Source organism: Leucobacter allii, from assembly GCF_022919155.1.
Classification (GTDB): domain Bacteria; phylum Actinomycetota; class Actinomycetes; order Actinomycetales; family Microbacteriaceae; genus Leucobacter; species Leucobacter allii.
In genome coordinates this window covers 876,900-901,053 of the sequence record NZ_CP095045.1, presented here as the reverse complement: position 1 = coordinate 901,053, position 24,154 = coordinate 876,900, and the positions used below count along the sequence as shown (strand labels likewise).

The window sequence follows — 24,154 nt, the reverse complement described above, 5'->3', positions numbered from 1 at the left end:
GCTGGGTGATGCGGGTCAGAGGGTGAATTCGTCGAGCCGGACCGCGCGGTGCTCGTCGAGTGATCGGTACGCCGCTTCGACGAGTGCCATCGTGCGGACGTTGTCGGCGACCGTGAGCGCGGGCTCCCCGCCGTCGATCGCGTGCTGCAGCTGCTCCATCACGCCGGCGAAGGCGTGCGGGAACCAGTGGGTGTCCCATTCCGGGGTCACCCACCGGCCGTCGGTCTCGACGGTGGAGGCGTAGCTCAGGGTGGAGGGGACGCCGTCGGGCCAGCCGATCGTGCCGCGCGCGACCCCCTCGGTCCCCTCGACGCGCCACGAGATGAAGAAATCGGAGTCGTAGCCCTCGATCCGCGGGCCTCCCCAGACGTCCTCGCGGGAGACGGCGAGGACGCCGTTCGGGAACCGCAGGGTCGAGGCGACGATGCCGTCGGTGTGCGCGAAGCGCGTGCGCGGGTCCGTTCGCCCTGCCGTGGAGATCTCCTCGGGGTCTCCGAACAGATAGCGCAGCGCATCGAGGTGGTGCACGCTCATGTTCGCGAGCGTCAGGCGATCGTATTGCTCGAGGAAGGTCTGCCAGTGCGGCACGGCGTGCATGTCGATCGCCGCGAACACGGGCTCCCCCAGCGCCCCGCGGTCGAGCAGCTGCTTCAGCGAGCGGATCGACTGGTCGTAGCGCATGTTCTGGTTGACCGAGAGGATCTTGCCCGCCGCGGCGGCCTCGTCGCGGAGCGCGATCGCCTCCTCCAGCGAGAGCGCGAGCGGCTTCTGCGCCAGGATGCCGGCGATGTGCGGCTGCTGGAGCGCGAGCCGGATGAGCTCGGGCTGCTGATCGGGCGGGAACGCGATGTCGACGATCTCGACGCGCGGATCCAGGATCAGATCCCGCGGCGACTCGTGCACCGTCCCGATGCCGTAGCGCTCGGCGACCTTCGCGGCGTTCTCCCTGGTGCGCGACGCGATGGCGACGACGGGGAACCCCGCCTGCCGGTAGGCCTCGAGGTGCTGATCCGCCATGATCGCCCCCGCCCCGATCGCCCCGATCGCGTGCGAACGCGTCCGGATCGGCGCGTCCGGTTCGAGCCGATGCGTGTCCGCTGATGCCATCTCTCGCTTCCTCTCTGAAGGATCCCCGCGACGGTGCGGGGTGCATGAACATTCTCTCAACATGTTAGCGCTCTTGGCAGCGCTACCATTTTGATGTTAGTCTCACCTCGCGGCGTTCGTCAACACGCTCCGGAAGTCCGCGTTCCGACCTCCGGAACCGCTCAGCAGACCCGCGAATCGCACTCGTTTTCAAAGGAGAAACACATGCACCACTCGCAGAAGATCGCGCGCGGCATCGGCATCGCCGCCGTCGCGGCGCTCGGCATCGGCCTCATGTCCTGCAGCTCCGCGCCCGCCGATTCCGGAACCGCCGCGGAAGGCGGCGGCGCGGCCGACGACACCTTCGTCATCGGCTTCGAGCAGCCGCTCGGCGGCCAGGCCTGGCGCGAGACGGGGCTCGCCGCGATGCAGGCCTTCGCGAAGCGCGAGTACGGCGACAAGGTCGAGCTCAAGATCGTGCGCACCAACGACAACGACGCGGCGCAGCAGAACGCGGCGATCCAGAATCTCATCGCCGAGGGCGTCGACGCCATCCTCTTCGATCCCGCCTCGGCCACCGGTGCGGACGCCGCGATCGCCCAGGCCGAGGCCGCGGGCATCCCGGTCTTCGCCAACGGCGGCCCGTACGACAACGACTACGTCTACACGGTGTCGACCGACTGGGCGAGCGCGGGCAAGACGGGGGCCGAGTGGCTCCTCGAGCAGCTCGGCGACAACAAGGACGTCGTGCTGCTCGAGGGCGTCGCCGGAGTCCCGCTCAACGACACCTCCGTCCCCGAGGCGCGCAAGATCCTCGAGGACGGCGGCGCGAACATCATCGCCGAGGGCGCCAACAACTGGAACGAGGCCGACGCGCAGAAGGCGATGGCCCAGATCCTCCAGTCGCATCCCGATGTGGGCGGGGTGTACTCCTTCCTCACCGGCGGCCAGGGCGTGCCCGAAGCCTTCGCCGACGCGAACATCCCCTTCGTGCCCGTGGTCGGCGGCTCGGGGTACAACGGGGAGGCCTGCACGCTCGTGAAGTACCAGGACGAGGGCCTCACCGGCAACATGATCTTCGGCCACCCCGCGATCTACGCGAAGGGCCTCGAGCAGGCCGTGATGCTCCTCGAGGGCGAGGAGATCGAGCAGGAGCAGTACTTCGCTCCCGCGGAGATCACCGACGAGAACGCCGAGGACTTCTGCCTGCCCGACAAGCCGGACAACTTCCAGCTCGGCTACGACTTCCCCGGCCTCGACATCACGCTCGACGAGTACCTCGAGTTCGCCAAGTAGGCGACGCTGCAGGAGGGACGGTCGTATCAGCATGTCACAGCACTCCGCTCCGGTCGGCGTCGACGCATCGGCGCCGACCGGCAGCCCCGCGCCGCTCGTGGTGGCGCAGGGTCTCAGGAAGAACTACGGTGCGGTGCGCGCCGTCACGGACGTCGACTTCTCCGTGTTCCCCGGCGAGGTGCACGCCCTCGTCGGGGAGAACGGCGCGGGGAAGAGCACCGTCTCGAAGATGCTCTCGGGGGCGGTCGTCCCCACGAGCGGCAGCATCACCGTCGACGGCGCCGAGCTGCACGGCGGCGGCATCGCTCGGGCCCGGGCGCTCGGCATCGCCTGCGCGTACCAGGAGATCGCGCTCGTGCCCGAGTGGACCGTGGCCGAGAACCTCGCGCTGCCCGAGTGGACCGTGGCCGAGAACCTCGCGCTGCCCGAGACGCCTCCCGGCAGGGCGTTCTCGCCGCGCCGGGCGCTGCACCGGGCCGAGCAGATCCTCGACGAGCTCGGTCTGCCGCACATCGACCCGCAGGCGCGGCTCGGCACGCTGCTGCTGGCCGACCGCCAGCTCGTCGAGATCGCTCGGGCGATCGCCGCGAAGCCGAAGCTGCTGATCCTCGACGAGGCCTCCAGCGCGCTCACTCCCCCGGGTGTGGAGTGGCTCTTCGACCGCATCCGCGAGATCACGGCGACCGGATCGGCCGTCATCTACGTCTCGCACCGGCTCCAGGAGCTGCAGGTGATCGCCGATCGCGGCACCGTGCTGCGCGACGGCGGGCCGGCCGGCTCCTTCGTCCGCGGCGACTGGGACGAGGACGAGCTCATCACGATGATGGCCGGTCGCTCCACGCAGAAGCAGTTCCCGCCGGCGCCGCCCCTCCCCGCGGATGCGCCGCTCGCGCTGGACGTGCGCGGCCTGCGATCGCAGCGGCTGAGCGACGTCACGCTGCAGGTGCGCTGCGGCGAGATCCTCGGCATCGGCGGCCTGCAGGGCCACGGGCAGACGGAGCTGCTCCGCGCGCTCTTCGGAGCGGTCCCGGCGACGGCCGAGCGGTGGGAGGTCGCGGGCGACCCCGTGGGTTCCCTCACCCCGCGCCGAGCCGTCAGAGCGGGCATCGGCTACGTGCCGGAGGATCGCAAGACCGAGGGGCTCGCCCTCGAGCTCGGCGTCGGCGAGAACCTCTTCGCCCCCTGGCTGAAGCTCGCCGGGGCGGGAGGCAGCCCCCAGCTGCGGGCGGAGCGGAGCTGGATCGACGGTGTGCTCTCGGCGCTCAGCGTGCGCACGCGCGGGCCGCTCGAAGCCGCGGGTGCGCTCTCCGGCGGCAATCAGCAGAAGCTCGTCTTCGGGCGCTGGATCGACCGCGGGCGCCGCGTGCTCATCCTGCACGATCCCACCCGCGGCATCGACGTCCGCGCCAAGCAGGAGATCTACCGCGCCATGATGGCCCTCGCCGCGGAGGGCGTCGGCATCGTCTGGTTCTCCAGCGAGGTCGAGGAGCTCGTGCACATGTGCCATCGCATCGCCGTGCTCTATCAGGGCGGGGTCGTGCGGGAACTCGAAGGAACGGACATCACCGCGGACGCCGTCGTCGGCGCCGCGGTGGGAATGGCGGCGAACTCATGACCACCGGCACGATCTTCACCCCGATCGCGCGTCGCAGGGCGCTGCCGGTCTGGATCCAGCGCTCGCTCCACGAGGGGGCGCTGCCCCCGTTCCTGGCGTTCGCCGTCTTCATCGGCATCTACCTCGCGGTGAACCCCTCCCTGCTCACGCGCTTCCAGCTGCAGACGGCGGCGAATCTCGTCGTGCCGCTCGCGATCGCGGGGCTCGCGCAGCTCATCATCGTCCTGATCGGCGGGATCGACATCTCGATCGGCGCCGTCATCAGCCTCTGCAACGTCGTCTTCGCGACGAGCCTCTCGGGTCTGCCCGGCCCGGTCGCGCTCGCCGTCGCGCTCGCCGTCGGGGCGGGGTGCGGCCTCTTCAACGGCGTGCTCGTCGCGTACGGCGGGCTCCCGGCCATCGCGGTGACCCTCGCGAGCACCTTCATCATCGGCGCCATCGCGCGCATCGTCCTCGATCGACCGGGCGGCGCCCTCGACCAGACGATCTTCACCGTCACGAGCGGCGAGGCGCTGCCCTTCCTGCCGATGTCCATCGTCTGGCTGCTGCTGGTCTGCATCGGCATCTGGTTCGTCCTGCAGCGCACCGCCTTCGGGCGGCAGATCTACGGGGTCGGCTCGAGCCGGGACGCCGTGCAGGCCGCCGGCATCAATGCGCGCTTCACCGTCCTGGGCGCCTTCGTGCTCTCCGGGATGCTCGCGGCGGTCGCCGCGGTGCTCCTCGCCGGCTCGACCGTGACGGGCGACCCGCGCAGCGGCGATCCGTACCTGCTGACGTCGATCGCCGCCGTGGCGCTCTCCGGCGCGAGCTTCGCCGGCGGGCGGGGGTCGGTGCTCGGTACGGTCGCCGCGGCGATCACGCTGGGGCTCGTCGGCAATCTGCTCTTCTTCGCCGGCATCAACTCCTATTGGCAGTACGTGGTCAACGCCCTGATCATCTTCGCGGTCGTCGCGATCCCCGTCGTCGTCCGCGTCGTCTCCACCCGCAACGCCCTCGCGAAGGGAGGATCGCATGTCTGAGCTCGCCGCACCGGCACCGTCCGGGACCGCCGCCGAACCGCTCATCCGGAGGCTGCTGCGCCGCATGCCCACGAGCGCCTGGGTGTTCGTCGCCTTCATCGCGCTGTTCCTGCTGAGCGGGCTGCTGCGTCCGAGCCTCCTCACCTTCGGCGGACTCATCACGACCGTCACGTTCGCCGCGATCCTGGCCCTCGCCTCCTTCGGGCAGACGATCGCCGTCATCCAGGGCGGCATCGACCTCTCGGTGCCGAACACGATCGCCTTCGCGGCGCTCTCCTTCCTGACCTGGAACGCCTCGCTCGGCCCGGTCCTGGCGCTCCTCGGAGCGCTCGCGGCCTCCGCCCTCATCGGCTTCGTCAACGGTTTCGTGATCGCCAGGATCGGGCTCACCCCCATCGTGACCACCATCGCGATGAACGGGCTCCTGCTCGGCGTGCTGCTGCTGAGCTTCAGCGTCTCCGAGCTCACGGACGTCCCCGCGTTCCTGCAGGCGGTCACCGCGAACAAGCTGCCGTTCCTCGGCACGACGATCGCCGCGGTCGTGCCGCTCGCGCTCGTGGTCCTGCTGGCGCTGTGGGCTCTGCTGAACTGGACCGGCTGGGGGCGCGCGCTCTTCCTCGTCGGATCCTCCGAGGCGGCCGCCCGACTCGCCGGGCAGCCGGTGGCGCGGATCCGGATCACCGGGTACATGCTCAGCAGCACGCTCGCCGGCCTCGCCGGCATCGCGATCGTCGGCTACTACAACCAGGCGGAGCCCATGATGGGCGCCCCGTACCTGCTGAGTTCGGTCGCGGCGGTCGTCGTGGGCGGTGCCTCGATCTTCGGGGGGCGCGGATCGGTGCTCGGCACGCTCGCCGGCGCGCTCGTGCTCGGGCAGGTCTCGACGCTCGTCGTGGTGTTCAATCTCGGCACGACGGTGCAGGACGTGGTGTACGGGGCGATCATCCTCGTGGTCGTCGCCCTCTACGGCCGATCCGGCAGCAGATAGCCGAGCCTCGCGGGGAGGTTCCGGCGCCGCCGGAACCTCCCCGGCTCCCCGGGCGGACGCCGTCCGCTCGCTACAATGAACCCCGGTGCCCGGGTCACGATCGCGTCCGGGCACCCCATTCGAAATCGTGGAGGAATCACGGAATGACCGGCACCCTGTCCCCTGAACTCGAGCGCATCGTCGCGGCTGCGGCCGCCGCGGCGCCCGCATACGCGGCGACCGCCCCCGCGGATCGCGCCCGCGCCATCGTCGCGGTCGCCGACGCCCTCGAAGGCGCCCGGAGCGCCCTCGTGGAGATCGGGGCCCGTGAGACGGGGCTCACCGAGGCCCGACTGAACGGCGAGGTCACCCGCACCGCCGTGCAGCTCCGTCTCTTCGCGGACACGCTCGTCGCGGGCGCCCACCTGGACGTGCGCATCGATCCCGCCGACCCCGACTTCGCGCTCGGCGTGCGCCCCGACCTCCGCCGACTCCTCATCCCGCTCGGACCGGTCATCAACTTCTCGGCGTCGAACTTCCCGTTCGCCTTCTCCGTCCTCGGCGGAGACTCCGCGGCGGCGCTCGCGGCCGGCTGCCCCCTCATCGTCAAGGCGCACTCGGGCCACCCCGAGCTCTCCGACGCGACCGCTCGGGTCGCGATCGACGCCCTGGCGGCGGCCGGCATGCCCGAGGGCGTGTTCTACCTGATCCACGGCCGCGAGGCCGGCGTCGCCGTGCTGCAGGACCCCCGCATCAAGGCCGGATCGTTCACGGGCTCCATCGGCGTCGGCCGACTGCTCGCCGACATCGCGGCGGCCCGCCCCGCCCCCATCCCCTTCTTCGGAGAGCTCGGCAGCGTCAACCCGGTCTTCGTCACGGCCGCGGCCGTCGCCGAGCACGGCGAGGCGATCGCCGCGGGCTACGTCGCCAGCGTCTCCGGCTCCGCCGGCCAGCTCTGCACGAAGCCCGGGTTCGTGTTCGTGCCCGAAGGCGGCGCGCTCGAGGCGGGCATCGCCGCCGCGGCCGCGGGCACGCCCGAGCATCGGCTGCTCGACCCCCGCATCTCGCGCAGCTACGAGGAGCGCCGCAGCACGATTCTCGGCACCCCCGGGGTGCGCGCCGTCGTCGAGGGCGGCATCCGCTTCGACGAGCAGGGCCACGGCTGGGCCACGCCGACCATCGTCACGGTCTCCCTCGCGGACTTCCGGGCCGGCCACGCCGGGCTGATCCACGAGGCCTTCGGGCCGCTCTCGATCCTCGTGGAGGTGCCGGAGGGCACGGATCTCGCGGCGCTCGTCCCCGAGTTCTTCGAGGGCAATCTCTCCGGCACCCTGCACCTCGGGGCCGCCGAGGCCGCGGGCACCGCCGAGCACGTCGACGAGCTCCGCGCGCTCGTGGCGGCCCTCTCCCAGCAGGTCGGCCGCGTCCTCTTCGACGGCTGGTCCACGGGCGTCGCCGTCACCCCCGCGCAGCAGCACGGCGGACCGTGGCCCGCGACGAGCAACGACAGCTCGACGTCCGTCGGCACGGCGGCCATCACCCGCTTCCTGCGCCCCGTGGCCTACCAGAACGCCCCGGCCGCGTTCCTCCCGGAGGCGCTCCGCGACGACAACCCGCTCGGCGTGCCGCAGACGATCTCCCCCGCGGGCGAGTCGCAGGGCTGGGGAGGCCGCTGGCGCTGAGCGGCTTCCCGGCATCCCGGGGCCCTGCCCCGGGGCGCCGGGTCCGGGCACCGGACCCGCGCCTCGATCCCGGACCGCGCGCACCGCACCGCATCGAGCACGTCGCGCGCCTCGTGCGCCGCAGGAACGAGAGATCCCCCTCGGAGGCCGGCCTCCGAGGGGGATTCGTCGTCCGTCGTGCGGCTCAGTGCCAGAGCACCGCCAGCGCGACGTTCACGGCCGACAGCCCCGCGATCGCCCCCAGCACGCCGCCCGAGACCGGCTGCTTCTTGCGGTTCACGAGGATGAGCACGATGATCGCGATGAGGACCAGGAGCTTCACGCCGATCTTCGCATTGTTCGGCTGTCCGCCGAGCATGTAGATCGAGCCGACGAGCAGCAGCCCGGTGACGAAGAGCAGGTTCGCGCCGTGGAGGATGCCCGGCGTGATGCGCGCCCGGGCCTCCTTCACGGCGGACAGCTGCGCGAGCGTGCTCCCGAACACCGCGCCGAAGCCCACGATGTGCAGGACGACCAGAATTCCCTTGACGATTTCCACGGTCTCATTCTCCCGAGCCCGCGGGCCATCCGCCAGCAAGGCGAGGCTTGCCCACCTCAGATGAATGCGCGGGAGCCCCGGGGACGCCACGCACGGCGTCCCCGGGGCTCCCGCGCGGGCGCTCAGTGGAAGAAGTGCCGCTCACCCGTGAAGTACATGGTGACGCCGGCGGCCTGGGCCGCAGCGATCACCTCGTCGTCGCGCACCGATCCGCCCGGCTGCACGACGGCGCGCACCCCGGCGTCGAGGAGCACCTGGAGCCCGTCGGCGAAGGGGAAGAACGCGTCGGACGCGGCGACGGAGCCGCGCGCGCGGTCCCCGGCGCGGTCGACGGCGAGGCGGCAGGAGTCGACGCGGTTGACTTGCCCCATGCCGACGCCCACGGAGGCGCCCTCCGCCGCGAGCAGGATCGCGTTCGACTTCACCGCGCGGCAGGCGCGCCAGGCGAATTCGAGCTCGGCGAGCGTCGCCGCATCCGCTGCCGCGCCCGCGGCGAGCGTCCAGGCGCTCGCCGGCGCGAAGGAGCGGTCGGCGTCCTGCAGCAGGAAGCCGCCCGAGACCTGGCGCAGCTCCACCGGGTTCGGCGCGAAGTCCGCGGGCAGCACGAGCAGGCGCACGTTCTTCTTCCGGGTGAGGATGGCGAGCGCCTCGGGCTCGAAGCCCGGAGCAACGATCACCTCGGTGAAGATCTCGGCGACGGTCGCGGCCATGCCGGCCGTGACGGTGCGGTTCGCGGCGATCACCCCGCCGTAGGCCGAGACGGGGTCGCAGGCGTGGGCGAGCTCGTGCGCCGCGGCGATGGCGTCGTCGGCCCCCTCGGGCGCGACGGCGATGCCGCAGGGATTCGCGTGCTTGACGATGGCCACCGCCGGCCGCTCGTGGTCGTAGGCGGCGCGGAGGGCCGCGTCGGCGTCCACGTAGTTGTTGTACGACATCTCCTTGCCGTGCAGCTGCGTCGCCTGGGCGATGCCGGCGCCGTCGCTCTCGGTGAAGAGCGCGGCGCGCTGGTGGCTGTTCTCGCCGTAGCGCAGCACGGCCTCGCGCAGACCGAAGGTCTCGTAGCCGACGTAGCCCTCGGTGTCGGCGAAGACGCTGTCGATCGAGTCCTCGTCCGCGGCCGCCGCGACGGCGGCGGGCTCGGGAGCCTCCCAGCCCGCGTCCTCCTGGTCGAGGAACCAGTTGGCCACGGCGGCGTCGTACTGGGCCGTGTGCACGAAGGCCTCGGCCGCGAGGGAACGGCGCTGCGCGAGCGAGGTGCCGCCGGCCCCGACGGCCGCGATGACGTCGTCGTACCGCGCCGGGGAGACCACGATGGCCGCGTTGGCGTGGTTCTTCGCGGTCGCCCGCACCATCGCCGGACCGCCGATGTCGACGTTCTCGATCACATCGGCCGCGGGCTTGCCCGAGGCGACGGTCTCCTCGAAGGGGTAGAGGTTCACGACGACGAGCTCGAAGGCGGAGAAGCCGAGCTCCGCGAGCTGCGCGCGGTGGTCGGCGAGGCGGAGATCGGCGAGCAGTCCCGAGTGCACCGCGGGGTGGAGCGTCTTGACGCGGCCGTCGAGCGCCTCGGCGAAGCCCGTGACCTCGGAGACGTCGGTGACGGTGTGCCCCGCGTCGCGGATGGTCGCGGCCGTCGACCCCGTCGAGACGATCTCGACGCCGGCCTCGGCGAGCGCCGCCGCGAGGTCGAGCAGGCGCGTCTTGTCGCTCACCGAGATGAGCGCGCGCCTGACCGGGATCACGTCTCGGTGCTCGTAGAGGCTGGGGTCGTGGCTCTGGACTGCCATGTGCTTCCTTACGTGGGTCGTCCCGGGAGCGCGACGCGGTTCTCGGGATCGGTTCTCTGGCTGGGACCTGCGACGCGCGCAGGACGATGGACGGGGATCAGGCGGGGGACGGAGCGGGCAGCTCCAGCTCGCCCGCGGCGATCTCCCGGACGGTCTCGACGAGGAGCGGGCGCTCGAGCTCCTTGATGCGCTCGTGCAGCTCGGCCTCCGACTCTCCGGCGACGACCCGCAGCGCGGCCTGTCGCAGCACGGGCCCGGTGTCGACGCCCTCGTCGATGATGTGGACGGTGACGCCGGTCTCCTCGGCGCCGGCGGCGAGCGCGTCGCGCACGGCGTGCGCGCCGGGGAAGCGCGGGAGGAGCGCGGGGTGGGTGTTGATGAGGTGCGGGGAGAACTCGCGGACGAATCCGGCGGGGAGGATCCGCATGAGCCCGGCGCTCACGATGAGGCCGGGTTCGGGGCCGGTGCCCACGCCGTGCTCCTGGATCGCCGCGGCGAGGAGCTGCCCCCACTCCTCGCGCGATCCAGAGTCCCCCGGACGCACGACGCACGTCGGGATCCCCGCCGCTTCCGCGTGGGCGAGGCCCGGCGCGTCCGTATCGGAGGCCACGCAGACGATGCGCGCCGGAAACCCGGGCTCGGCGGTCGCCGCGATGAGCGCCTGCAGGTTACTGCCGCCGCCGGAGATCAGAACCGCGAGTTTCAGCACCCGATCAGTTTACGCGACGGCCGAGACCGACACCGACGAGCGCCCGGCGAGCATGCGGGAGACGGGGCACCGCTCGTGCGCCGCGGCGGCGAGCGCCGCGGCCGACGCCGGGTTCTGCCCCGGAAAGTGCAGTTCGGCGCGCGCGGCGAATTCGAAGCCTTCGCCGTCCGTGCGGCGATGCAGGGAGATCTCGGCGCGCGCCTCGACCTCGATCCCCGGCCCCGCGACCACCCGCGCCGACGCGTTCAGGCACGTCGCCCAGGCGAGCGCGAGCAGCTCCTCAGGGTTCGTCGCACCGCCGCGGTCCGTCGCGGTCGGCGGCGCGACGGCGACGCGCAGACCGCCCGCGACGGCGCTCTCGCCGGCGATCCCCGTGGTGTTCGTCGCGACCGCCGTGAAGAGCGCCGCCTCCGCCTCGGGATGATCCGCATGCATGCCGTCCGCCTCCGTGTTGCGTTCCGATGGATTCCCGCATATGTTATACCGAGTCTAGGAAATCCGAAACGGAGGGCGCCCCCGCATGATGCCGCGATGATCCGCTCGGGCGTTGCCGGGGTGCCGGCGATCCGCTTCGAGCACGTCACCCGCCGCTTCGCCGCCGCGGGCGCCGAGACCGCGGACGCCGTGCTCGCGCTCGACGACGTCAGCTTCGACATCCCGCGCGGTGCGATCTTCGGCATCCTCGGGGAGAGCGGGGCGGGCAAGTCGACGCTGCTGCGGATGATGAACGGCCTCGATCACCCGACGAGCGGGCGGGTCATCGTCGCGGGCACCGACCTCGCCCCGCTCGCGAAACGGCAGCTGATCGCGCTGCGACATCGCATCGGCGTGGTGTTCCAGGCCTTCAATCTCGTCGGCAACCTGAACGTCCGCGCGAACATCGCGCTCCCCCTGCGGCTCCAGCGCCGCAGGGACCCGGAGCGCGTGCGGGCGATGGCGGCCTTCGTCGGCCTCGAGCACCGACTCGAGCACCACCCCGCGCAGCTCTCCGGCGGCGAGCAGCAGCGCGTCGCCATCGCCCGGGCGCTCGTCACCGATCCCGCGCTGCTGCTCTGCGACGAGCCGACATCGGCCCTCGACACGCACACGACCGCGGAGATCCTCGCGCTGCTGCGCGCCACGCGCGCGGAGTTCGGGACGACGATCGCGCTCGTCACGCACGAACTGGAGGCGGTCAAGGCGATCTGCGACGCCGCCGCAGTGTTCGAGCGCGGCCGATTGCAGGAGATCGTGGAGGTCTCGGCCGGCCGCGCGCCGCGAGCCGAGCGCTACCTCGACCATGTCCGCACGGAGCTGGCCCGATGACGGCGGCGATCGCGGCGTCCGGACGGGCCGCGGCGTCCCTGCCCGAGGAGCTGGGCCGCATCGCCGCCGAGCACGGCTCCGAGATCGCCGCCGCGATGGGCGAGACCGGCTACATGGTGCTCGTGTCGATCCTCGTGGCCGTCGTCTTCGGCACCCCCCTCGGCACCCTCATCTTCCTCACCCGCGAGGGCGGGATGCTGCCGCGCCGCGGCCTCTGGACCGCCGCGAACCTCTACGTGACGATCGTGCGATCCTTCCCGTTCCTGCTCTTCGTGGTCTTCATGATCCCGCTCACCCGCCTCGTCTTCGGCACCACGTTCGGCACGGTCGCCGCGACCTTCCCGCTCGCCTTCGTCGCGGTCGCGATCTACGCGCGGCTGACGGAGCAGATCCTGCTCGAACTGCCGAGCGGGCTGACCCAGGCCGCGACCGCCATGGGCGCGACGATCCCGCAGACGGTCTTCCGCTTCCTGCTGGTCGACGGGCGCTCGGGCCTCGTCTACGCGCTCACCTCGGCGACGATCAGCTTCGTCTCGTACTCGACCGTGCTCGGCGTCGTCGGCGGGGGCGGCATCGGCGACTTCGCCATGCGCTACGGCTACCACCAGTACGACTTCACCCTCATGTACGTCGCCATCGCGCTCATCGTCATCTGCGTGATGCTGCTACAGAGCCTCGGCAATCGCGTCTCGCGCAGGATCGACCACCGCTGACCCCCGTCCCCGATCGAAAGACAGGCCCATGACCCGCCTCCCCCTCCTCCGCACCGCCGTCGCCACCACCGCGGGCGCCGCGGCGCTGCTGCTGCTCGCCGGTTGCGCCACCGGCGCCGACGCGTCCGGCACCGGTTCCGGCGCCGGCGATGCCGATGCGACGCAGGTGCTCACGGTCGCCGCGACGACCACGCCGATGACCGATGTCGTCGAGGCCGCGGCCGAAGCGATCGCGGCGCCGTACGAGATCGAGATGGTCGAGGTCGCCGACTACGTGCAGCCGAACACGATGCTGCAGCACGGAGAGCTCGATGCTAACTTCGTGCAGCATCCGCCCTTCATGGAGGAGTTCAACGCCGGCAACGACGCCTCGCTCGTCGCCGTCGAGCCGGTGTACCTCACCGTCGTCGGCATGTACTCCTCGATGCACGACAGCTTCGCCGATGTCCCCGACGGCGGGAGGATCGTCATCCCCAACGACCGCTCCAACGCCGCCCGCGCTCTCCTGATGGTGCAGGACGCCGGACTCGTCGAGCTCGACCCCGCCGTCGACGAGTGGGCGGTCACCGTGGACGACATCACTGCGAACCCGCACGATCTGCGGTTCACCGAGATCGACATCATGCAGCTCACCGCCGCCTACCCCGAGGCCGACGCCGTCTTCCTGCACGGCACCTTCGCCCGGCAGCTCGGCCTCGTCCCGGAGGAGGACGCGATCGCGCTGGAGCAGGATCCGCAGTTCGCGGTGAACCTCGTCGCCCGCGAGGACAACGCCGACTCCCCGGAGGTCCGCGCGCTCGCCGAGGCCTTCCACAGCGATGCCGTGCGCGAGAAGCTCGAGGAGCTGGAGGTGCCCCCGGCGTTCTGAGGCGGTCCCGCCGCGGGGACGCCCGTCGCCGCGGCGGGGATGCGGCGTCGGTCGGACATGCGGCTTCGGTCGGATGCGGCTTCGGTCGGAGATCGGGTCTCGAACGCGGATGCGGCTTCGGTCGGAGAACGGTTCCCGAACGCGGGCGCGGCTTCGGTCGGAGAACGGTTCCCGAACGCGGGCGCGGCTTCGGTCGCAGATGCGGCTTCGGTGAGCCCAATGCGGCGGATCCGGACTCACCGAAGCCGCATCCGTCACCGAAGCCGCGTGACGCACCGCACGTCGCACGTCATACGTTGCGGGTCATGCGTCGCACGTCACACGTTGCGGGTCACGCATTGCGGGTTACACGTCACACGTCGCACGTCACGCATCGCACGTCACACGTCGCAGGCGATGACCTCGTCGGCGAGCGCCCAGGGCTCGTGCGCCGCGAAGAACGCCGCCTCCTGCGCCGCCCAGCGCTCCCAGTGCGGGGCGAAGACGTCGCCGTCCCTGGCGAGCGCCCGCTCCCGTCGCAGCGCCTCGGGGCAGTCCAACCACACGGCGCGGACGCGCTGTCGCGCGGCGCCGGATCCGCCCGCGATCTCGCCGGCGGCGCGCATCGCGGAGACGCGTTCACCGGTGCCGGCGGCGGAGCGCCCCGGCGCCGCCCCGTCGGCATTCCGCCGCGCCGCCGCATCCGCGCGCGCGCGTTCCGCCGCATCCGCGCGCACCCGCGCCGCCGCATCCGCGTCCACCCGCTCCGACCTGCCCGCGCGCACCCGCGCCACCGCGGCCGCGAGATTCGCCGCCGTGAGGGCGCCGCAGCCCTCGATGATGAGCGGAACGCCCGCCGGCACCGGCACGCGCTCGGCGAAGGCCCGCGCCTCCCAGTCGTACCGGCGGTACACGCCCGTGGTGAGCGCCTCGGACACCGCCCGGGATCCCAAGGCGAGACCGTCCCAGCCGGGGTAGAGATCCTCCACGTGCAGCACCGCCGCCGGGCGGCCGTCCGCGCGGAAGCGCTCCGCGATCCGCGCGGCCAGGGAGGTCTTCCCCGACCCCGAGCGACCGTCCAGGATGACGACGTCCACGCCGTGCAGCTCGCGATTCACACCCACGCGATCTCCTCCCGCCGCGGCGCGTCCCCCGCGATGCGCCCCGGCGACCCGATGCCGGCCCCCGAGCGTCCGCCTCCGATCGGCCCGGCTCCCCGGCCCCGAGATCTCCCCCGCCCGCCGAGCCGCAGCCGCCCGCCGAACCGCAGCCGCTCGGCGAGCAGCATGACGGCGGCGGTGAGCGCGCCGAGCACGACGGCCGCAGCGAGCCCGGCGCCGTAGCTGCCCGGTGCCGGGTGCCCGACGAGCTCGGCGATGGCGACGGGCAGTGTCTGCTCCCCCGGCCGCACGAGGAAGGACGTCGCGCCGAACTCGCCGAGCGATGCGGCGAAGGCGAAGCCGAGCGCGAGGCCGGCGGATCGACCGAGCATCGGCAGGTCGATCGTGGCGAGCACGGTGCCGGGCGCCGCGCCGAGCGTGGCGGCCGCGAAGCGCAGCCGCTCGTCGATGCCGCGCAGCACGGGGAGGAGGATCCGGACGACGAGCGGGAGCGCGACGAGGGCCTGCGCGATGGGGATGAGCGCGGCCGAGGTGCGCAGATCCAGCCCGATGCCCAGGGGACGGTGCATCGTGAGCAGCAGTCCGAAGCCGAGCGTCACGGCCGACACCCCGAGCGGAAGCATCACCAGGCCGTCGAAGAGCTCCTGGCTCCTCCTGAGCACGCGCGAGGCCGGTCGGCGCGAGAGCACGAATGCGATGAGGATCCCCAGCGCCATCGCGAGGATCGCGGCGACCGCGGCGATCCGGACGGAGAGCCCGATCGCCGTCAGCACGGGCGCGTCGAGCGGCAGCCCGACCGGGGGCTCGGCGAGCGCCGCGTAGTTGGCCAGCGAGAAGCCGCCGGAGGCATCGCGCAGCGAGCGCAGTACGAGCGCGAGGATCGGCAGCGCGTGCAGCAGGAGCACGGTGAGGCCGAAGACGAGCAGCGCCGGCAGATCGGCGGCGCCCGGGCGCTTGGCGCGGGGCGCGGCGTCGCGGAGCTCGACGGCCCGCTCCCCCGAGCGTCGGAGCCGGGCCGAGACGAGGAGCGCCGCGCCGACGATCGCGAACTGGGCGAGCGAGAGCACGGCCGCGCCGCGGAGGTCGAGGAACTGCACTGTCAGCCGGTAGATCTCGGTCTCGACGTTCGCGAAGGCCCGCCCCCCGAGGATCAGCACGACGCCGAATGATGTCGCGCAGAACAGGAAGACGAGGGCCGCCGCGGAGGCGAGGGCCGGCGCGAGCGCCGGCAGCGTGACGGTCAGCCAGGCGCGGACGTGGCCGGCTCCGAGGATCCGGGCGGCCCGCTCCCCGCTGTCGTCGATCCGCTCCCAGAACCCGCCGACGGTGCGCGCCACGAGCGGGACGTTGAAGAACGCGAGGGCGGCGACGATGGCGGCGAGGCTCCGATCCCAGCCGAGCCACGCCAGCGGACCCCCCGGCCCCACGAGCGCCGAGAATGCGACGCCGACGACGACGGTCGGCAGCACGAAGGGCACCGTGAGGATCCCGCGCAGCAGCGTCCGGCCGGGGAAGTCCAGGCGGTAGAGCGCGTACGCCGCCGGGAGCCCGAGCAGCACCGAGACGACCGTGGCGAGCCCGGCCTGCGCGAGCGTCTGGGCGATGACCCTCCCGGTGCGCGCGGACCCGAAGACCTCGGGGAGCCCGCTCGCGTCGAGGCGCGGGCCTCCGTCGCCATCGGAGACGAAGCCCGTCGCCACGAGCGCGAGCACCGGCCACAGGAAGAACAGCGCGAGGAACGCGAGGGGCAGCGCTGCGGCGAGCGTCCAGCCCGCGACGCCCCACGCGCTCCGGCGCACCGGACTAGAGCCCGATCCGCTCGCTCAGCGTTCGCAGCCAGCCCTCGCGGCCCGCCTCGATGGCGCTCGGCGAGAGGTCGTGGGTGCGGTCCGCCTCGGGCTCGGGCGCGAACTCGGTCCAGGCCGCGGGGAGCTCCACCGCGTCATCGACCGGCGTCATGTACATCGCGTCGGGGATGGTGCGCTGGAACTCCTCGGACACCAGGTAGTCGACGACGGCGCGGGCGCCCGCCTCGTTCGCGGCGCCGGCGAGGACGCCGGCGTACTCGACCTGCCGCGTGCAGGTGTCGAGCAGCGCTCGGGTGCTGCTCGACTCGCCCTCGGCATCGACGGTGAAGGCGGGCGAGGAGGCGTAGGAGACGACGATCGGCAGCGTGCCGCCCTCCCCGCCCTGCGTGAACCGGCCGTAGTAGGCGTCGCTCCAGCCCTGCTCGATGCGCGCCCCGCCGTCGACGAGCCGCTGCCAGTAGTCGGCGAAGCCCGCCTCGCCGAACGCGGCGACCGTGCCGACGAGGAAGGAGGCCCCGGTGGAGGACGCGGTCGGGTCGAGGAGCACCGTGAGGGCGGCGTACTCGGGATCGGCGAGATCCTCGTAGCTCTCCGGCTCGGGCATCCCGGCCTCGGCGAACCACGACGGATCGATGTTCACGCAGGTCGCACCGTGATCGACGGGCACGAGACCCGTCTCGGCGATCGCCTGTGCACCGGCATCGGCGTCCTCCGCCGCGGCGAAGCGGGCCGCGCTCTCCGGGAGCCCCTCCGGCGCGTACGGCGCGACGACGTCGTGCTCCACGAGGCGCGAGGCGAAGATCGTGTCGACTCCGAAGAAGGCGTCGGCGATCGGCGCGCCCTGGGTGAGCACGAGCTTGTTGGTGAGCTCCCCGCCGTCCCCCGCCGAGACGACCTGGACGTCGTAGCCGGTCGCGGCGCTCGCGGCGGCCGCGAACTCCTCGTTCGGGAACGAGTCGTGGACGACGAGCGTCACGGTCTCGCCGCTCGCCGCGTCATCATCGCCGGCGCAGCCCGCGAGCGATGCTCCGAGGGCGAGGGCGACGAGCGTGGCGGCGATGCGGGATCGACGGGACTTCAGGAGCGTGCGTGCAGGCAACATCGAGGCTTCCTTCCTCCGCTGGCATGAACCAGATCAGGTTGAACGGTCGGAGCTCGCGTGCTCCCTCTCAGCCCCGCGCGTCGGGACTCCCGTGGATTGCCCCGCCAGCTTAGCGCCCGCGCGGCGGGAACCGCCAACCGCGGCGCGCGCGCCGCTCCTCGGGCGCCTCCGTCTCGCCCTCGGGGCGAACGGCGCTGTCCCAGGCGTAGGCGCGGAGGATCTCCGCCGTCTCGGCCTCCTCGGCGTCAGCGGTCCCGTCGGTCTCGGCGTCCGCCGCCTCGGCCGCTTCGACGTCGAACGCCTCGGTGTCGAACGCCTCGGTGTCGATCGACTCCGTGCCGATCGCCGCGGTGTCGATCGACTCCGTGCCGATCGTGCTCGTGTCGATCGTGCTCGTGTCGAACGCTTCCGCGCCGAACTCGCCGGCCGCGATCTCGCCGACCGCCGGCTCCGAGTCGGGATCGGCCGGCTCGGCCTCCGTCGTGGCGACGGCGACCGCGACCGCGTCGCCGCCGCGACCGGATGCCCGGGGATCCGCGGGATCGGGGCGGCCGACCGTCTCCGCGCGCCCCACCAGATCCGAGAGGTCGACCGTCGCCTCGGCGTCCGGACCGCCTCGCGCGCGGGCGCCCGCGAGCCGCTGCAGCGCCTCCGTCCCGGGCAGCGCGGCGGGCAGCGCCTCCCGCACGCGGGAGAGGTCGGCACGCCCGGCCGCCGCGCCGAGCAGCAGCCCGACGCCGAGCTCGGCGGCGGCGAGCCCGCCCGCGAGCCAGGGGGACGCACCGGCGGACTGGAGCCGGTCGGGGCCGAGCGCGCCCGAGGCGAGCGCCGAGATCCCCGCGACCCCGAGCCCCGCGAGCAGGGCGGCGACGACCGGCATCGCGAGCGCGACGGGCCAGCTCGCGCGCCGCAGTTCGTCGCGCCGGGCGAAGAGCAGAGCGACGCCGATGCCGGCGACGACGAGCAGCGCGGGCGCGATCGCGCCCCAGGCCCCCCAGCCGTCGGGCACCGCGCCGAACAGGGGCAGCGCCGGCAGGGGGCCGAGCAGGGTCTCGAAGGGACTCACCGAGCTCCCCGCGCCGATCGCGAAGCCCGCGCCGCTCAGCCACGCGAGCGCCCAGGTCACGGCGACGGGCAGCAGGGCGAGCTGGGCGAGGAACACCAGCACGGAGCCGAGCGGGTCGAGCTGGAGACTCTGCGTGAGCGCGATGACCTCGCCGTAGCCCGCCACGCACGCGACGGCGGTGGCGATCGCGGCGAGCCCGACGGCCGCCGCGAGTCCCGCGGTCGCGATCCGCAGGGTCTCGGCCGCGCGAGCGGGGAGGGCGGCGACGCCCCGCACGCCGACCCACTCGAGACCGCGCTGCAGCGCACGGAGGCTCGCCGCCCACCAGGGATGCGCGTCACGTGCCGCGCGGAGCACGAAGGCGGCGCCCGCCACGAGTGCGTATGCCGCTGCAGGCATGAGCGTCGCCGCCCACGCCGGCGCGCCGAGCAGCGGGGCGGCCAGCAGTGCGACGGCGAACGCGACGGCACCGAAGCCGATCGTACCGCCGAGCACGCCCGCGGCGCCGGTGCCGCCCCGACGCCCGAAGCGCCACCCCGCGCGTCCCGCGAGCGCGGCCGTGAGCAGGGTGATTCCGAGCGGCATGAGGGTGACCGTGAAACTCAGCTCCTCGGCGGCGAAGCCCCAGCCGAGCATCGCCTCGGCGCTGAGCGAGAAGGCGAGCGGCACGCCGTGCGCGAGGAGCCAGATCCCCCCAACCGCCGCGGCGACGGCGCTCGGCTCCGCGGACAGCCGGAACGTCACCGCCCAGAGCAGCACGGCGGGGACGGCGACGACGACGAGGCCGGCGAGCGCGACGGCGACGGCCTCGATCGCGGCGATCGTCGCGGTCACAATGGATCTCATCGACGGAAAGCTTACTCTGCGCGGCTCAGGCGGCGCCGTGGATGAGATCCAGGATCCCGTCCTCGAGCCCCTGGAACTCCGCGGTGCGCTCCGACGCGAGCGTGCGCGGTCGCGGGATCGGCACGTCCACGATCCGCTGCACGCGCCCGGGACGCGGGCTCATCACGACGACCCGATCGCTCGTCACAACGGCCTCGCCGATGTCGTGGGTGACGAGGAGCACGGTGAGCCGATGGCGTTCCCAGACCTCGAGGAGGAGCTCCTGCATGGTGCGTCGTGTGAGCGCGTCGAGGGCTCCGAACGGCTCGTCCATGAGGAGGATGTCTGGGCCATAGCTCAGGGAGCGCGCGAGCGCCACCCGCTGCTGCATGCCCCCGGAGAGCTGCGCAGGGAAGGCCTCCTCGAAACCTGCAAGGCCGACGAGGCTGAGGAACTCCCTGGCCCGCTCGGCCCGCTCGGCACGCGTGAGACCGGCTTCGCCGCGCAGTGCGAACTCGACGTTGCGCTGCACGCTCAGCCACGGCATGAGCGTCGCGTGCTGGAATACGACGCCGCGGTCCCGCCCCGGCCCGGTGATCGCCCGGCCGTCGACCTCGAGCGTTCCGGCGGTGGGCGGTTCGAGTCCGGCGATGAGGGAGAGCAGCGTCGACTTGCCGCACCCGGAGGCGCCGACGATCGAGACGAACTCGTTCTCCGCGACGGCGAGGTCGACGCCCTCGAGCGCCGTGACGGCGCCGAACCGCTTCACGATCCCCGCGACGCGCAGCTTCGGCTCCGCGGAGGTGGTCTCGTCGATCATGCGCGACCCTCCTGATAGGCGAACAGACGGCGCCCCGCACCGCGCATGAGCTGGTCGAGGATCAGGCCGAGCACGCCGAGCACGAGGACGTAGCCGATGATGAGCTCCGTCTCGAAGAAGCGCTGCGCGACCGTGATGCGGAAGCCCATGCCGCTCGACGCCGCGACGAGCTCCGCGACCACGAGCCAGGTCCACGCCCAGCCGAGCGTGATGCGCAGAGCGTCCCAGATGCGCGGCATCGCCGAGGGCACCACGATGCGGGTGAGCAGTGCGAACCAGCCGAGCCCGAGCGTCTCCCCGAGGCTCACGAGCGTGCGCGGGGTGCGCCGCACGGCGTCGGCGACCATGAGGACCTGCTGGAAGAAGGTGCCCATCCAGATGATGAGGAACTTCTGGCTCTCCTCGATCCCGACCCACACGATCGTCAGCGGCACGAACGCCACGACCGGCATGTACCTGATGAAGTCCATGAGCGGCTCGAGGGCCGCCTCGACGCGGGCGTTGACGCCCATGAGCGTCCCGATGGGCACGGCCATCACGGTCGCGAGCGCGAACCCCACGAGGATCCGGAAGGCGCTCACCCCGATGTCGGCCCAGAGCTCGCCGTTCGCCGCCTGCGCGCCGAGCGCACCGAGCACCTCGCCGGGGCCGGGCAGGAACATCGGATCGACGACGCCGAGCGCCGTGACGAGCCACCAGGCGCCGATGAGCACGACGAAGGCTGCGACGGCGGTCGTCAGGTACGCGGCTCTGCCGATGGGGCGCCCGATGCGCATGCGGTGCTACTCCCCCAGGAACTCGGTGCGGATCGCCGTGCTCGCGTCGACATCGCCCGAGATCAGGCCGATCCGCTCGGCGACGGCCGCGAGCGCGGGCAGCGTCTCCTCGGCGTAGGCGCCGGTGAGCTCGTCGCGGTTCTCGGCGAGCGTGTAGTAGTGGACGCCGTCGAAGGCCGTCTCGAGGTCGGCCACGTCGGAACCGACGCCGGCGGCGATGATGCCGCGCGCGGTCTCGGTGTCGGACTCGGTGAACGCCACCGCGTCGTCCCAGGCGGCGAGCACCTCGCTCACCTCGTCGGGGCGCTCGTCGAGCACGTCGTTGCGCACGACGAGGACGTCGGTGATGAGTCCGGGGTACTCGCCGGCCGTGGCGACGGCGCTCACCCCGGCGTCGGCGCCGAGCGCCTCGCTGACATAGGGCTCGTAGGTGACGCCCGCGTCGACCCGCCCCGCGAGCAGCATGGGCGCGACCTTGTCGGCGGAGGCCTCGACGACCTCGATGTCGTCGAAGGAGAGCCCCGCCTCCTCGAGGGCCTCGGCGAGCAGGATCTCGCTCGTCGCGCCGCGCTCGAACGCGACGGACTTGCCCGCGAGATCGGCCACCTCCTCGACGCCCGCGCCGCTGAGGATCGCGTCGGCGGTCGTCGCGGAGTCGAGCATGAGGACGATCGACACGTCGACCCCCTCCTCGATGAACTGGAGTGCCGCCTGCGCGCCGACGTTCGCCATGTCCAGACGCCCGGCGGCGAGCGCCGCATTGACGTCCGCGTCGGCGTTGAAGCTGGACAGCTCGACGTCGACGCCGCGATCCTCGAAGAAGCCCTGCTCGTCCGCGACGTACCACTGCCCGTAGCCGAGCCAGGGCTGCGTGCCCATGCGGAAGGCCTCACCGGCGGACGCCCCTGCGGCGGAGCCGGAATCGGAGTCGGCCGACGGCGCGGCGCATCCGGCGAGGCCGAGGGCGAGCGCGGCGGTCGCGGCCGCTGAGGCGGCGAGGGAACGGAGGAGACGACTGGTCACGGCGATCCTTTCACGGCGGAGCCGACGTGGATCCCGCCGGCGCAACCCTCCTATCCTACGGGAGGCGGGCCGCGCCCCCGACCGGGCGCAGCAGCGCCACGGCGTGCGTGCGGCTCTCGGCCCCCAGCTTCACGAGGATGCTCGAGACGTGCGTCTTCACCGTCGGCACCGAGATGCCGAGGGCGGCTGCGATCCGCGCGTTCGATCCGCCCTCGGCGAGGCCCGCCAGCACCTGCCGCTCGCGTTCGGTAAGCGCCTCGAGCCCCGGAGGGGCGGGCGCGGCGACCGTCGACGCGGGGTCGGGGACGGCGTCGGCGAGCGCCGCGAGCGCGCGCCGGGTCACGCGGGGATCGAGCACCCCCTCCCCCGCGGCGACGCGGCGGACGGCCTCGGCGAGCGGGGCCGCCTCGGTCGTCTTGAGCAGGAAACCCGCGGCGCCCGCGCGGATCGCGGCGAAGACGAGCTCGTCCTCGTCGAAGCTCGTGAGCGCGAGGACGGCCGCGATCCCCTCGTCGACGATCCGGCGGGTCGCCGCGATGCCGTCCGTGCCGGGCATCCGCAAGTCCATGAGCACGACGTCCGGGCGCAGCGCCCGCGCGTTGCCCTCGGCAGCCGCCCCGTCGGCGGCCTCGCCGACCACCTCGATGCCCTGCCGCTCCAGGATCATGCGCAGCCCTTCGCGGATCATGGCGTGATCGTCCGCGATGAGCACGCGAGGGCTCGTCCGCTCCGCGCCGCTCATGACCTCGGCCCCGCCGCGGGCAGCCACGCCGAAACGGACCAGCCGCCGCCGTCGGGTCCCGCCGCGAAGTCGCCGCCGAGGGCCCGGACCCGTTCGTCGAGCAGGCGGAGCCCGAGACCCGAGCCCCGCAGCTCGGGGTGCGGGAGCGGCCGGCCTCCCCGCGTCGCGATCATGACCCCGACGCCGGGGCGCGGCTCCCCGCCGTCCGCGGCTCGCTCGGAGGCCGCGACCCGAACCCGCGCCGTCGCCCCGGCGTCGTGCCGCGCGGCATTGGCGAGCGCCTCCCGCACGATCTGCCCGAGCGCGCCGTCGGCCTCCGTCTCGAGAGCGACGGCGCCGTCGTCGGCGAATTCGACCTCGAGGCCTGAGCGCCGCGCCTCGGCGACGAGCTCGGGGAGACGGTCCCGCCCGGGAGCCGGACAGGGGCGGGGCGGCTCCGCGGCATCGGCGCGGAGCACGCCGATGAGGTCGCGCAGCGCCGCATGCGCCGCCAGGCTGGAGTCGCGCACCGCGCGGAGCGCCGCCCGGTCGTCCGCGGGCCCCGGCTGGGCCGGATCGCCGGAGCTGAGCGTCGCCTCGGCGCGGATCGCGACGGCCGCCACGTGCCCGGCCACGACGTCGTGGAGCTCGCGGGCGACGCGATCGCGCTCCGCGCTCACGGCCGCCGAGCGGTCGAGCGCCGCGAGCCGCGCGAGATCCGCCGCCCGTTCGCGGTACAGCGCGACGAGCTCGGTCGACTGCGCCACCGAGTTCGCGTACCAGTAGGTCATGCCGAGCAGCGCGCCGAGTTGCAGGCCGATGAGGATCGTCGCGCGCGGGTCGCCCGTGACGAGCTGCGCGAGCACCGCGCCCGCGATCGTCACGACGACGATGCCGCGCAGTACGATGCGGCGTCGCGCCGGGGACAGCACCAGGATCCCGGCGTGCAGCAGTTCGAGGACGGCGAGCAGCGGCACGAGGCCGCCGACGGTGAGCACGTCGACGACTGCCACGGCGACGGCGAGTGCGAGTCCGATCCACGGCGCGCGGCGCCTGAGGAGCACCGTCGCGGCGGCCGGGATCGCGGTGGCGAGCATCCACCACCCCGCCGGCCGCTGCGGGAGCAGCGAGAGGTCGCTCCAGATCCCGCCGAGACCGAGCGCCGCGAGGATCACGGCGATCGCGAGATACACGAGCGCGATCTGCCACGGCCGGAGCGGCGGCCGCCGCTCGGGCTCGCCCTCCTCGGGCTCCCAGGATCTGCTCATGCCTCCATCCAAGCAGCACGCCGGCGCGTCCGCCTCCTCCGAAGGTCTGAGAGCGGCTCA

General features: G+C 73.0%; 22 protein-coding genes and 1 riboswitch. Of the genes, 8 read left to right on the top strand and 14 right to left on the bottom strand.

Annotated features, from left to right (window positions below):
* Window positions 1-15: 15 nt before the first annotated feature.
* Entirely contained in the window at window positions 16-1,107 is a 1,092-nt protein-coding gene (locus MUN78_RS04090; protein ID WP_244728966.1) for a Gfo/Idh/MocA family protein, read from the bottom strand.
* Between the two features lie 204 nt (window positions 1,108-1,311).
* Between MUN78_RS04090 and MUN78_RS04085 the strand changes: the two genes are divergently transcribed.
* From MUN78_RS04085 to MUN78_RS04065, 5 genes are all read left to right on the top strand, one after another.
* Window positions 1,312-2,382: a substrate-binding domain-containing protein gene (locus MUN78_RS04085; RefSeq protein ID WP_244693316.1), complete on the top strand. Its 1,071-nt coding sequence runs from the start codon at window positions 1,312-1,314 to the stop codon at window positions 2,380-2,382.
* A 31-nt stretch (window positions 2,383-2,413) separates the two neighbouring features.
* Window positions 2,414-3,997, top strand: a complete 1,584-nt coding sequence (locus MUN78_RS04080) for a sugar ABC transporter ATP-binding protein (RefSeq protein WP_244728964.1) — start codon at window positions 2,414-2,416, stop codon at window positions 3,995-3,997.
* Window positions 3,994-5,016 carry an ABC transporter permease gene (locus MUN78_RS04075; RefSeq protein ID WP_244728962.1) on the top strand — a complete coding sequence of 341 codons (1,023 nt, stop codon included), beginning with the start codon at window positions 3,994-3,996 and terminating at the stop codon, window positions 5,014-5,016. The genes MUN78_RS04080 and MUN78_RS04075 overlap by 4 nt, the downstream gene beginning before the upstream one ends.
* Complete coding sequence (locus MUN78_RS04070) at window positions 5,009-6,004, top strand: ABC transporter permease (protein ID WP_244728960.1); 996 nt, start codon at window positions 5,009-5,011, stop codon at window positions 6,002-6,004. The genes MUN78_RS04075 and MUN78_RS04070 overlap by 8 nt, the downstream gene beginning before the upstream one ends.
* A 143-nt stretch (window positions 6,005-6,147) precedes the next feature.
* Complete coding sequence (locus tag MUN78_RS04065) at window positions 6,148-7,665, top strand: aldehyde dehydrogenase (NADP(+)) (RefSeq protein WP_244728958.1); 1,518 nt, start codon at window positions 6,148-6,150, stop codon at window positions 7,663-7,665.
* A gap of 184 nt (window positions 7,666-7,849) precedes the next feature.
* Here the strand turns inward: MUN78_RS04065 and MUN78_RS04060 are convergent, their stop codons facing one another.
* The 4 genes from MUN78_RS04060 to MUN78_RS04045 all read right to left on the bottom strand — a co-directional run bounded on the left by MUN78_RS04060 (window position 7,850) and on the right by MUN78_RS04045 (window position 11,134).
* Window positions 7,850-8,203, bottom strand: coding sequence for a hypothetical protein (locus MUN78_RS04060; RefSeq protein WP_244693311.1), 354 nt, complete (start codon window positions 8,201-8,203; stop codon window positions 7,850-7,852).
* A gap of 122 nt (window positions 8,204-8,325) precedes the next feature.
* The gene (gene purH / locus MUN78_RS04055; protein WP_244693310.1) at window positions 8,326-9,990 is read right to left on the bottom strand and encodes a bifunctional phosphoribosylaminoimidazolecarboxamide formyltransferase/IMP cyclohydrolase; all 1,665 of its coding nucleotides are present in this window, start codon (window positions 9,988-9,990) and stop codon (window positions 8,326-8,328) included.
* A 97-nt stretch (window positions 9,991-10,087) separates the two neighbouring features.
* Window positions 10,088-10,699: a phosphoribosylglycinamide formyltransferase gene (purN, locus tag MUN78_RS04050; protein ID WP_244693309.1), complete on the bottom strand. Its 612-nt coding sequence runs from the start codon at window positions 10,697-10,699 to the stop codon at window positions 10,088-10,090.
* A gap of 9 nt (window positions 10,700-10,708) precedes the next feature.
* Window positions 10,709-11,134, bottom strand: coding sequence for an OsmC family protein (locus MUN78_RS04045; RefSeq protein WP_244728956.1), 426 nt, complete (start codon window positions 11,132-11,134; stop codon window positions 10,709-10,711).
* Between the two features lie 96 nt (window positions 11,135-11,230).
* Between MUN78_RS04045 and MUN78_RS04040 the strand changes: the two genes are divergently transcribed.
* Genes MUN78_RS04040 through MUN78_RS04030 form a run of 3 tightly spaced genes read left to right on the top strand, consistent with a single transcriptional unit; the run spans window position 11,231 to window position 13,585 of the window.
* Window positions 11,231-12,004 carry a methionine ABC transporter ATP-binding protein gene (locus MUN78_RS04040; protein WP_244728954.1) on the top strand — a complete coding sequence of 258 codons (774 nt, stop codon included), beginning with the start codon at window positions 11,231-11,233 and terminating at the stop codon, window positions 12,002-12,004.
* The gene (locus MUN78_RS04035) at window positions 12,001-12,717 is read left to right on the top strand and encodes a methionine ABC transporter permease (protein WP_244728953.1); all 717 of its coding nucleotides are present in this window, start codon (window positions 12,001-12,003) and stop codon (window positions 12,715-12,717) included. The genes MUN78_RS04040 and MUN78_RS04035 overlap by 4 nt, the downstream gene beginning before the upstream one ends.
* A 28-nt stretch (window positions 12,718-12,745) precedes the next feature.
* Window positions 12,746-13,585: a MetQ/NlpA family ABC transporter substrate-binding protein gene (locus tag MUN78_RS04030; protein WP_244728951.1), complete on the top strand. Its 840-nt coding sequence runs from the start codon at window positions 12,746-12,748 to the stop codon at window positions 13,583-13,585.
* 380 nt (window positions 13,586-13,965) lie between these two features.
* On the opposite strand, the gene MUN78_RS04025 is transcribed toward MUN78_RS04030, so the two are convergent.
* The 9 genes from MUN78_RS04025 to MUN78_RS03985 form a co-directional block, all read right to left on the bottom strand.
* The gene (locus MUN78_RS04025) at window positions 13,966-14,688 is read right to left on the bottom strand and encodes a nucleoside/nucleotide kinase family protein (RefSeq protein ID WP_244728949.1); all 723 of its coding nucleotides are present in this window, start codon (window positions 14,686-14,688) and stop codon (window positions 13,966-13,968) included.
* Complete coding sequence (locus MUN78_RS04020) at window positions 14,679-16,484, bottom strand: ABC transporter permease (RefSeq protein WP_244728947.1); 1,806 nt, start codon at window positions 16,482-16,484, stop codon at window positions 14,679-14,681. Before MUN78_RS04020 ends, MUN78_RS04025 begins: the two co-directional genes overlap by 10 nt.
* Before the next feature lie 4 nt (window positions 16,485-16,488).
* Window positions 16,489-17,595: a thiamine ABC transporter substrate-binding protein gene (locus MUN78_RS04015; protein ID WP_244728946.1), complete on the bottom strand. Its 1,107-nt coding sequence runs from the start codon at window positions 17,593-17,595 to the stop codon at window positions 16,489-16,491.
* A riboswitch (TPP riboswitch) is annotated at window positions 17,589-17,698 on the bottom strand. Its footprint overlaps the gene before it by 7 nt.
* A gap of 6 nt (window positions 17,699-17,704) precedes the next feature.
* Window positions 17,705-19,507 carry a cell division protein PerM gene (locus MUN78_RS04010; protein ID WP_244728944.1) on the bottom strand — a complete coding sequence of 601 codons (1,803 nt, stop codon included), beginning with the start codon at window positions 19,505-19,507 and terminating at the stop codon, window positions 17,705-17,707.
* 25 nt (window positions 19,508-19,532) lie between these two features.
* Entirely contained in the window at window positions 19,533-20,306 is a 774-nt protein-coding gene (locus tag MUN78_RS04005) for an ABC transporter ATP-binding protein (RefSeq protein WP_244728942.1), read from the bottom strand.
* On the bottom strand, window positions 20,303-21,082 hold the full coding sequence (locus MUN78_RS04000; RefSeq protein WP_244728941.1) for an ABC transporter permease: 780 nt from the start codon (window positions 21,080-21,082) through the stop codon (window positions 20,303-20,305). The genes MUN78_RS04005 and MUN78_RS04000 overlap by 4 nt, the downstream gene beginning before the upstream one ends.
* A gap of 6 nt (window positions 21,083-21,088) precedes the next feature.
* Complete coding sequence (locus tag MUN78_RS03995; protein ID WP_244728939.1) at window positions 21,089-22,105, bottom strand: aliphatic sulfonate ABC transporter substrate-binding protein; 1,017 nt, start codon at window positions 22,103-22,105, stop codon at window positions 21,089-21,091.
* A 55-nt stretch (window positions 22,106-22,160) separates the two neighbouring features.
* A complete protein-coding gene (locus MUN78_RS03990; RefSeq protein ID WP_244730005.1) occupies window positions 22,161-22,847 on the bottom strand; it encodes a response regulator transcription factor in 687 nt (228 codons plus the stop codon).
* Window positions 22,844-24,094, bottom strand: a complete 1,251-nt coding sequence (locus MUN78_RS03985; protein ID WP_244728937.1) for a sensor histidine kinase — start codon at window positions 24,092-24,094, stop codon at window positions 22,844-22,846. The genes MUN78_RS03990 and MUN78_RS03985 overlap by 4 nt, the downstream gene beginning before the upstream one ends.
* Between the last annotated feature and the right edge of the window lie 60 nt (window positions 24,095-24,154).

Coding starts and splice junctions, on each gene's coding strand:
- MUN78_RS04090 (WP_244728966.1), bottom strand. CDS start 1,107: ATGGCATCAGCGGACACGCATCGGCTCGAACCGGACGCGCCGATCCGG.
- MUN78_RS04085 (WP_244693316.1), top strand. CDS start 1,312: ATGCACCACTCGCAGAAGATCGCGCGCGGCATCGGCATCGCCGCCGTC.
- MUN78_RS04080 (WP_244728964.1), top strand. CDS start 2,414: ATGTCACAGCACTCCGCTCCGGTCGGCGTCGACGCATCGGCGCCGACC.
- MUN78_RS04075 (WP_244728962.1), top strand. CDS start 3,994: ATGACCACCGGCACGATCTTCACCCCGATCGCGCGTCGCAGGGCGCTG.
- MUN78_RS04070 (WP_244728960.1), top strand. CDS start 5,009: ATGTCTGAGCTCGCCGCACCGGCACCGTCCGGGACCGCCGCCGAACCG.
- MUN78_RS04065 (WP_244728958.1), top strand. CDS start 6,148: ATGACCGGCACCCTGTCCCCTGAACTCGAGCGCATCGTCGCGGCTGCG.
- purH (WP_244693310.1), bottom strand. CDS start 9,990: ATGGCAGTCCAGAGCCACGACCCCAGCCTCTACGAGCACCGAGACGTG.
- MUN78_RS04045 (WP_244728956.1), bottom strand. CDS start 11,134: ATGCATGCGGATCATCCCGAGGCGGAGGCGGCGCTCTTCACGGCGGTC.
- MUN78_RS04040 (WP_244728954.1), top strand. CDS start 11,231: ATGATCCGCTCGGGCGTTGCCGGGGTGCCGGCGATCCGCTTCGAGCAC.
- MUN78_RS04035 (WP_244728953.1), top strand. CDS start 12,001: ATGACGGCGGCGATCGCGGCGTCCGGACGGGCCGCGGCGTCCCTGCCC.
- MUN78_RS04030 (WP_244728951.1), top strand. CDS start 12,746: ATGACCCGCCTCCCCCTCCTCCGCACCGCCGTCGCCACCACCGCGGGC.
- MUN78_RS04015 (WP_244728946.1), bottom strand. CDS start 17,595: ATGTTGCCTGCACGCACGCTCCTGAAGTCCCGTCGATCCCGCATCGCC.
- MUN78_RS04010 (WP_244728944.1), bottom strand. CDS start 19,507: ATGAGATCCATTGTGACCGCGACGATCGCCGCGATCGAGGCCGTCGCC.
- MUN78_RS04005 (WP_244728942.1), bottom strand. CDS start 20,306: ATGATCGACGAGACCACCTCCGCGGAGCCGAAGCTGCGCGTCGCGGGG.
- MUN78_RS04000 (WP_244728941.1), bottom strand. CDS start 21,082: ATGCGCATCGGGCGCCCCATCGGCAGAGCCGCGTACCTGACGACCGCC.
- MUN78_RS03990 (WP_244730005.1), bottom strand. CDS start 22,847: ATGAGCGGCGCGGAGCGGACGAGCCCTCGCGTGCTCATCGCGGACGAT.
- MUN78_RS03985 (WP_244728937.1), bottom strand. CDS start 24,094: ATGAGCAGATCCTGGGAGCCCGAGGAGGGCGAGCCCGAGCGGCGGCCG.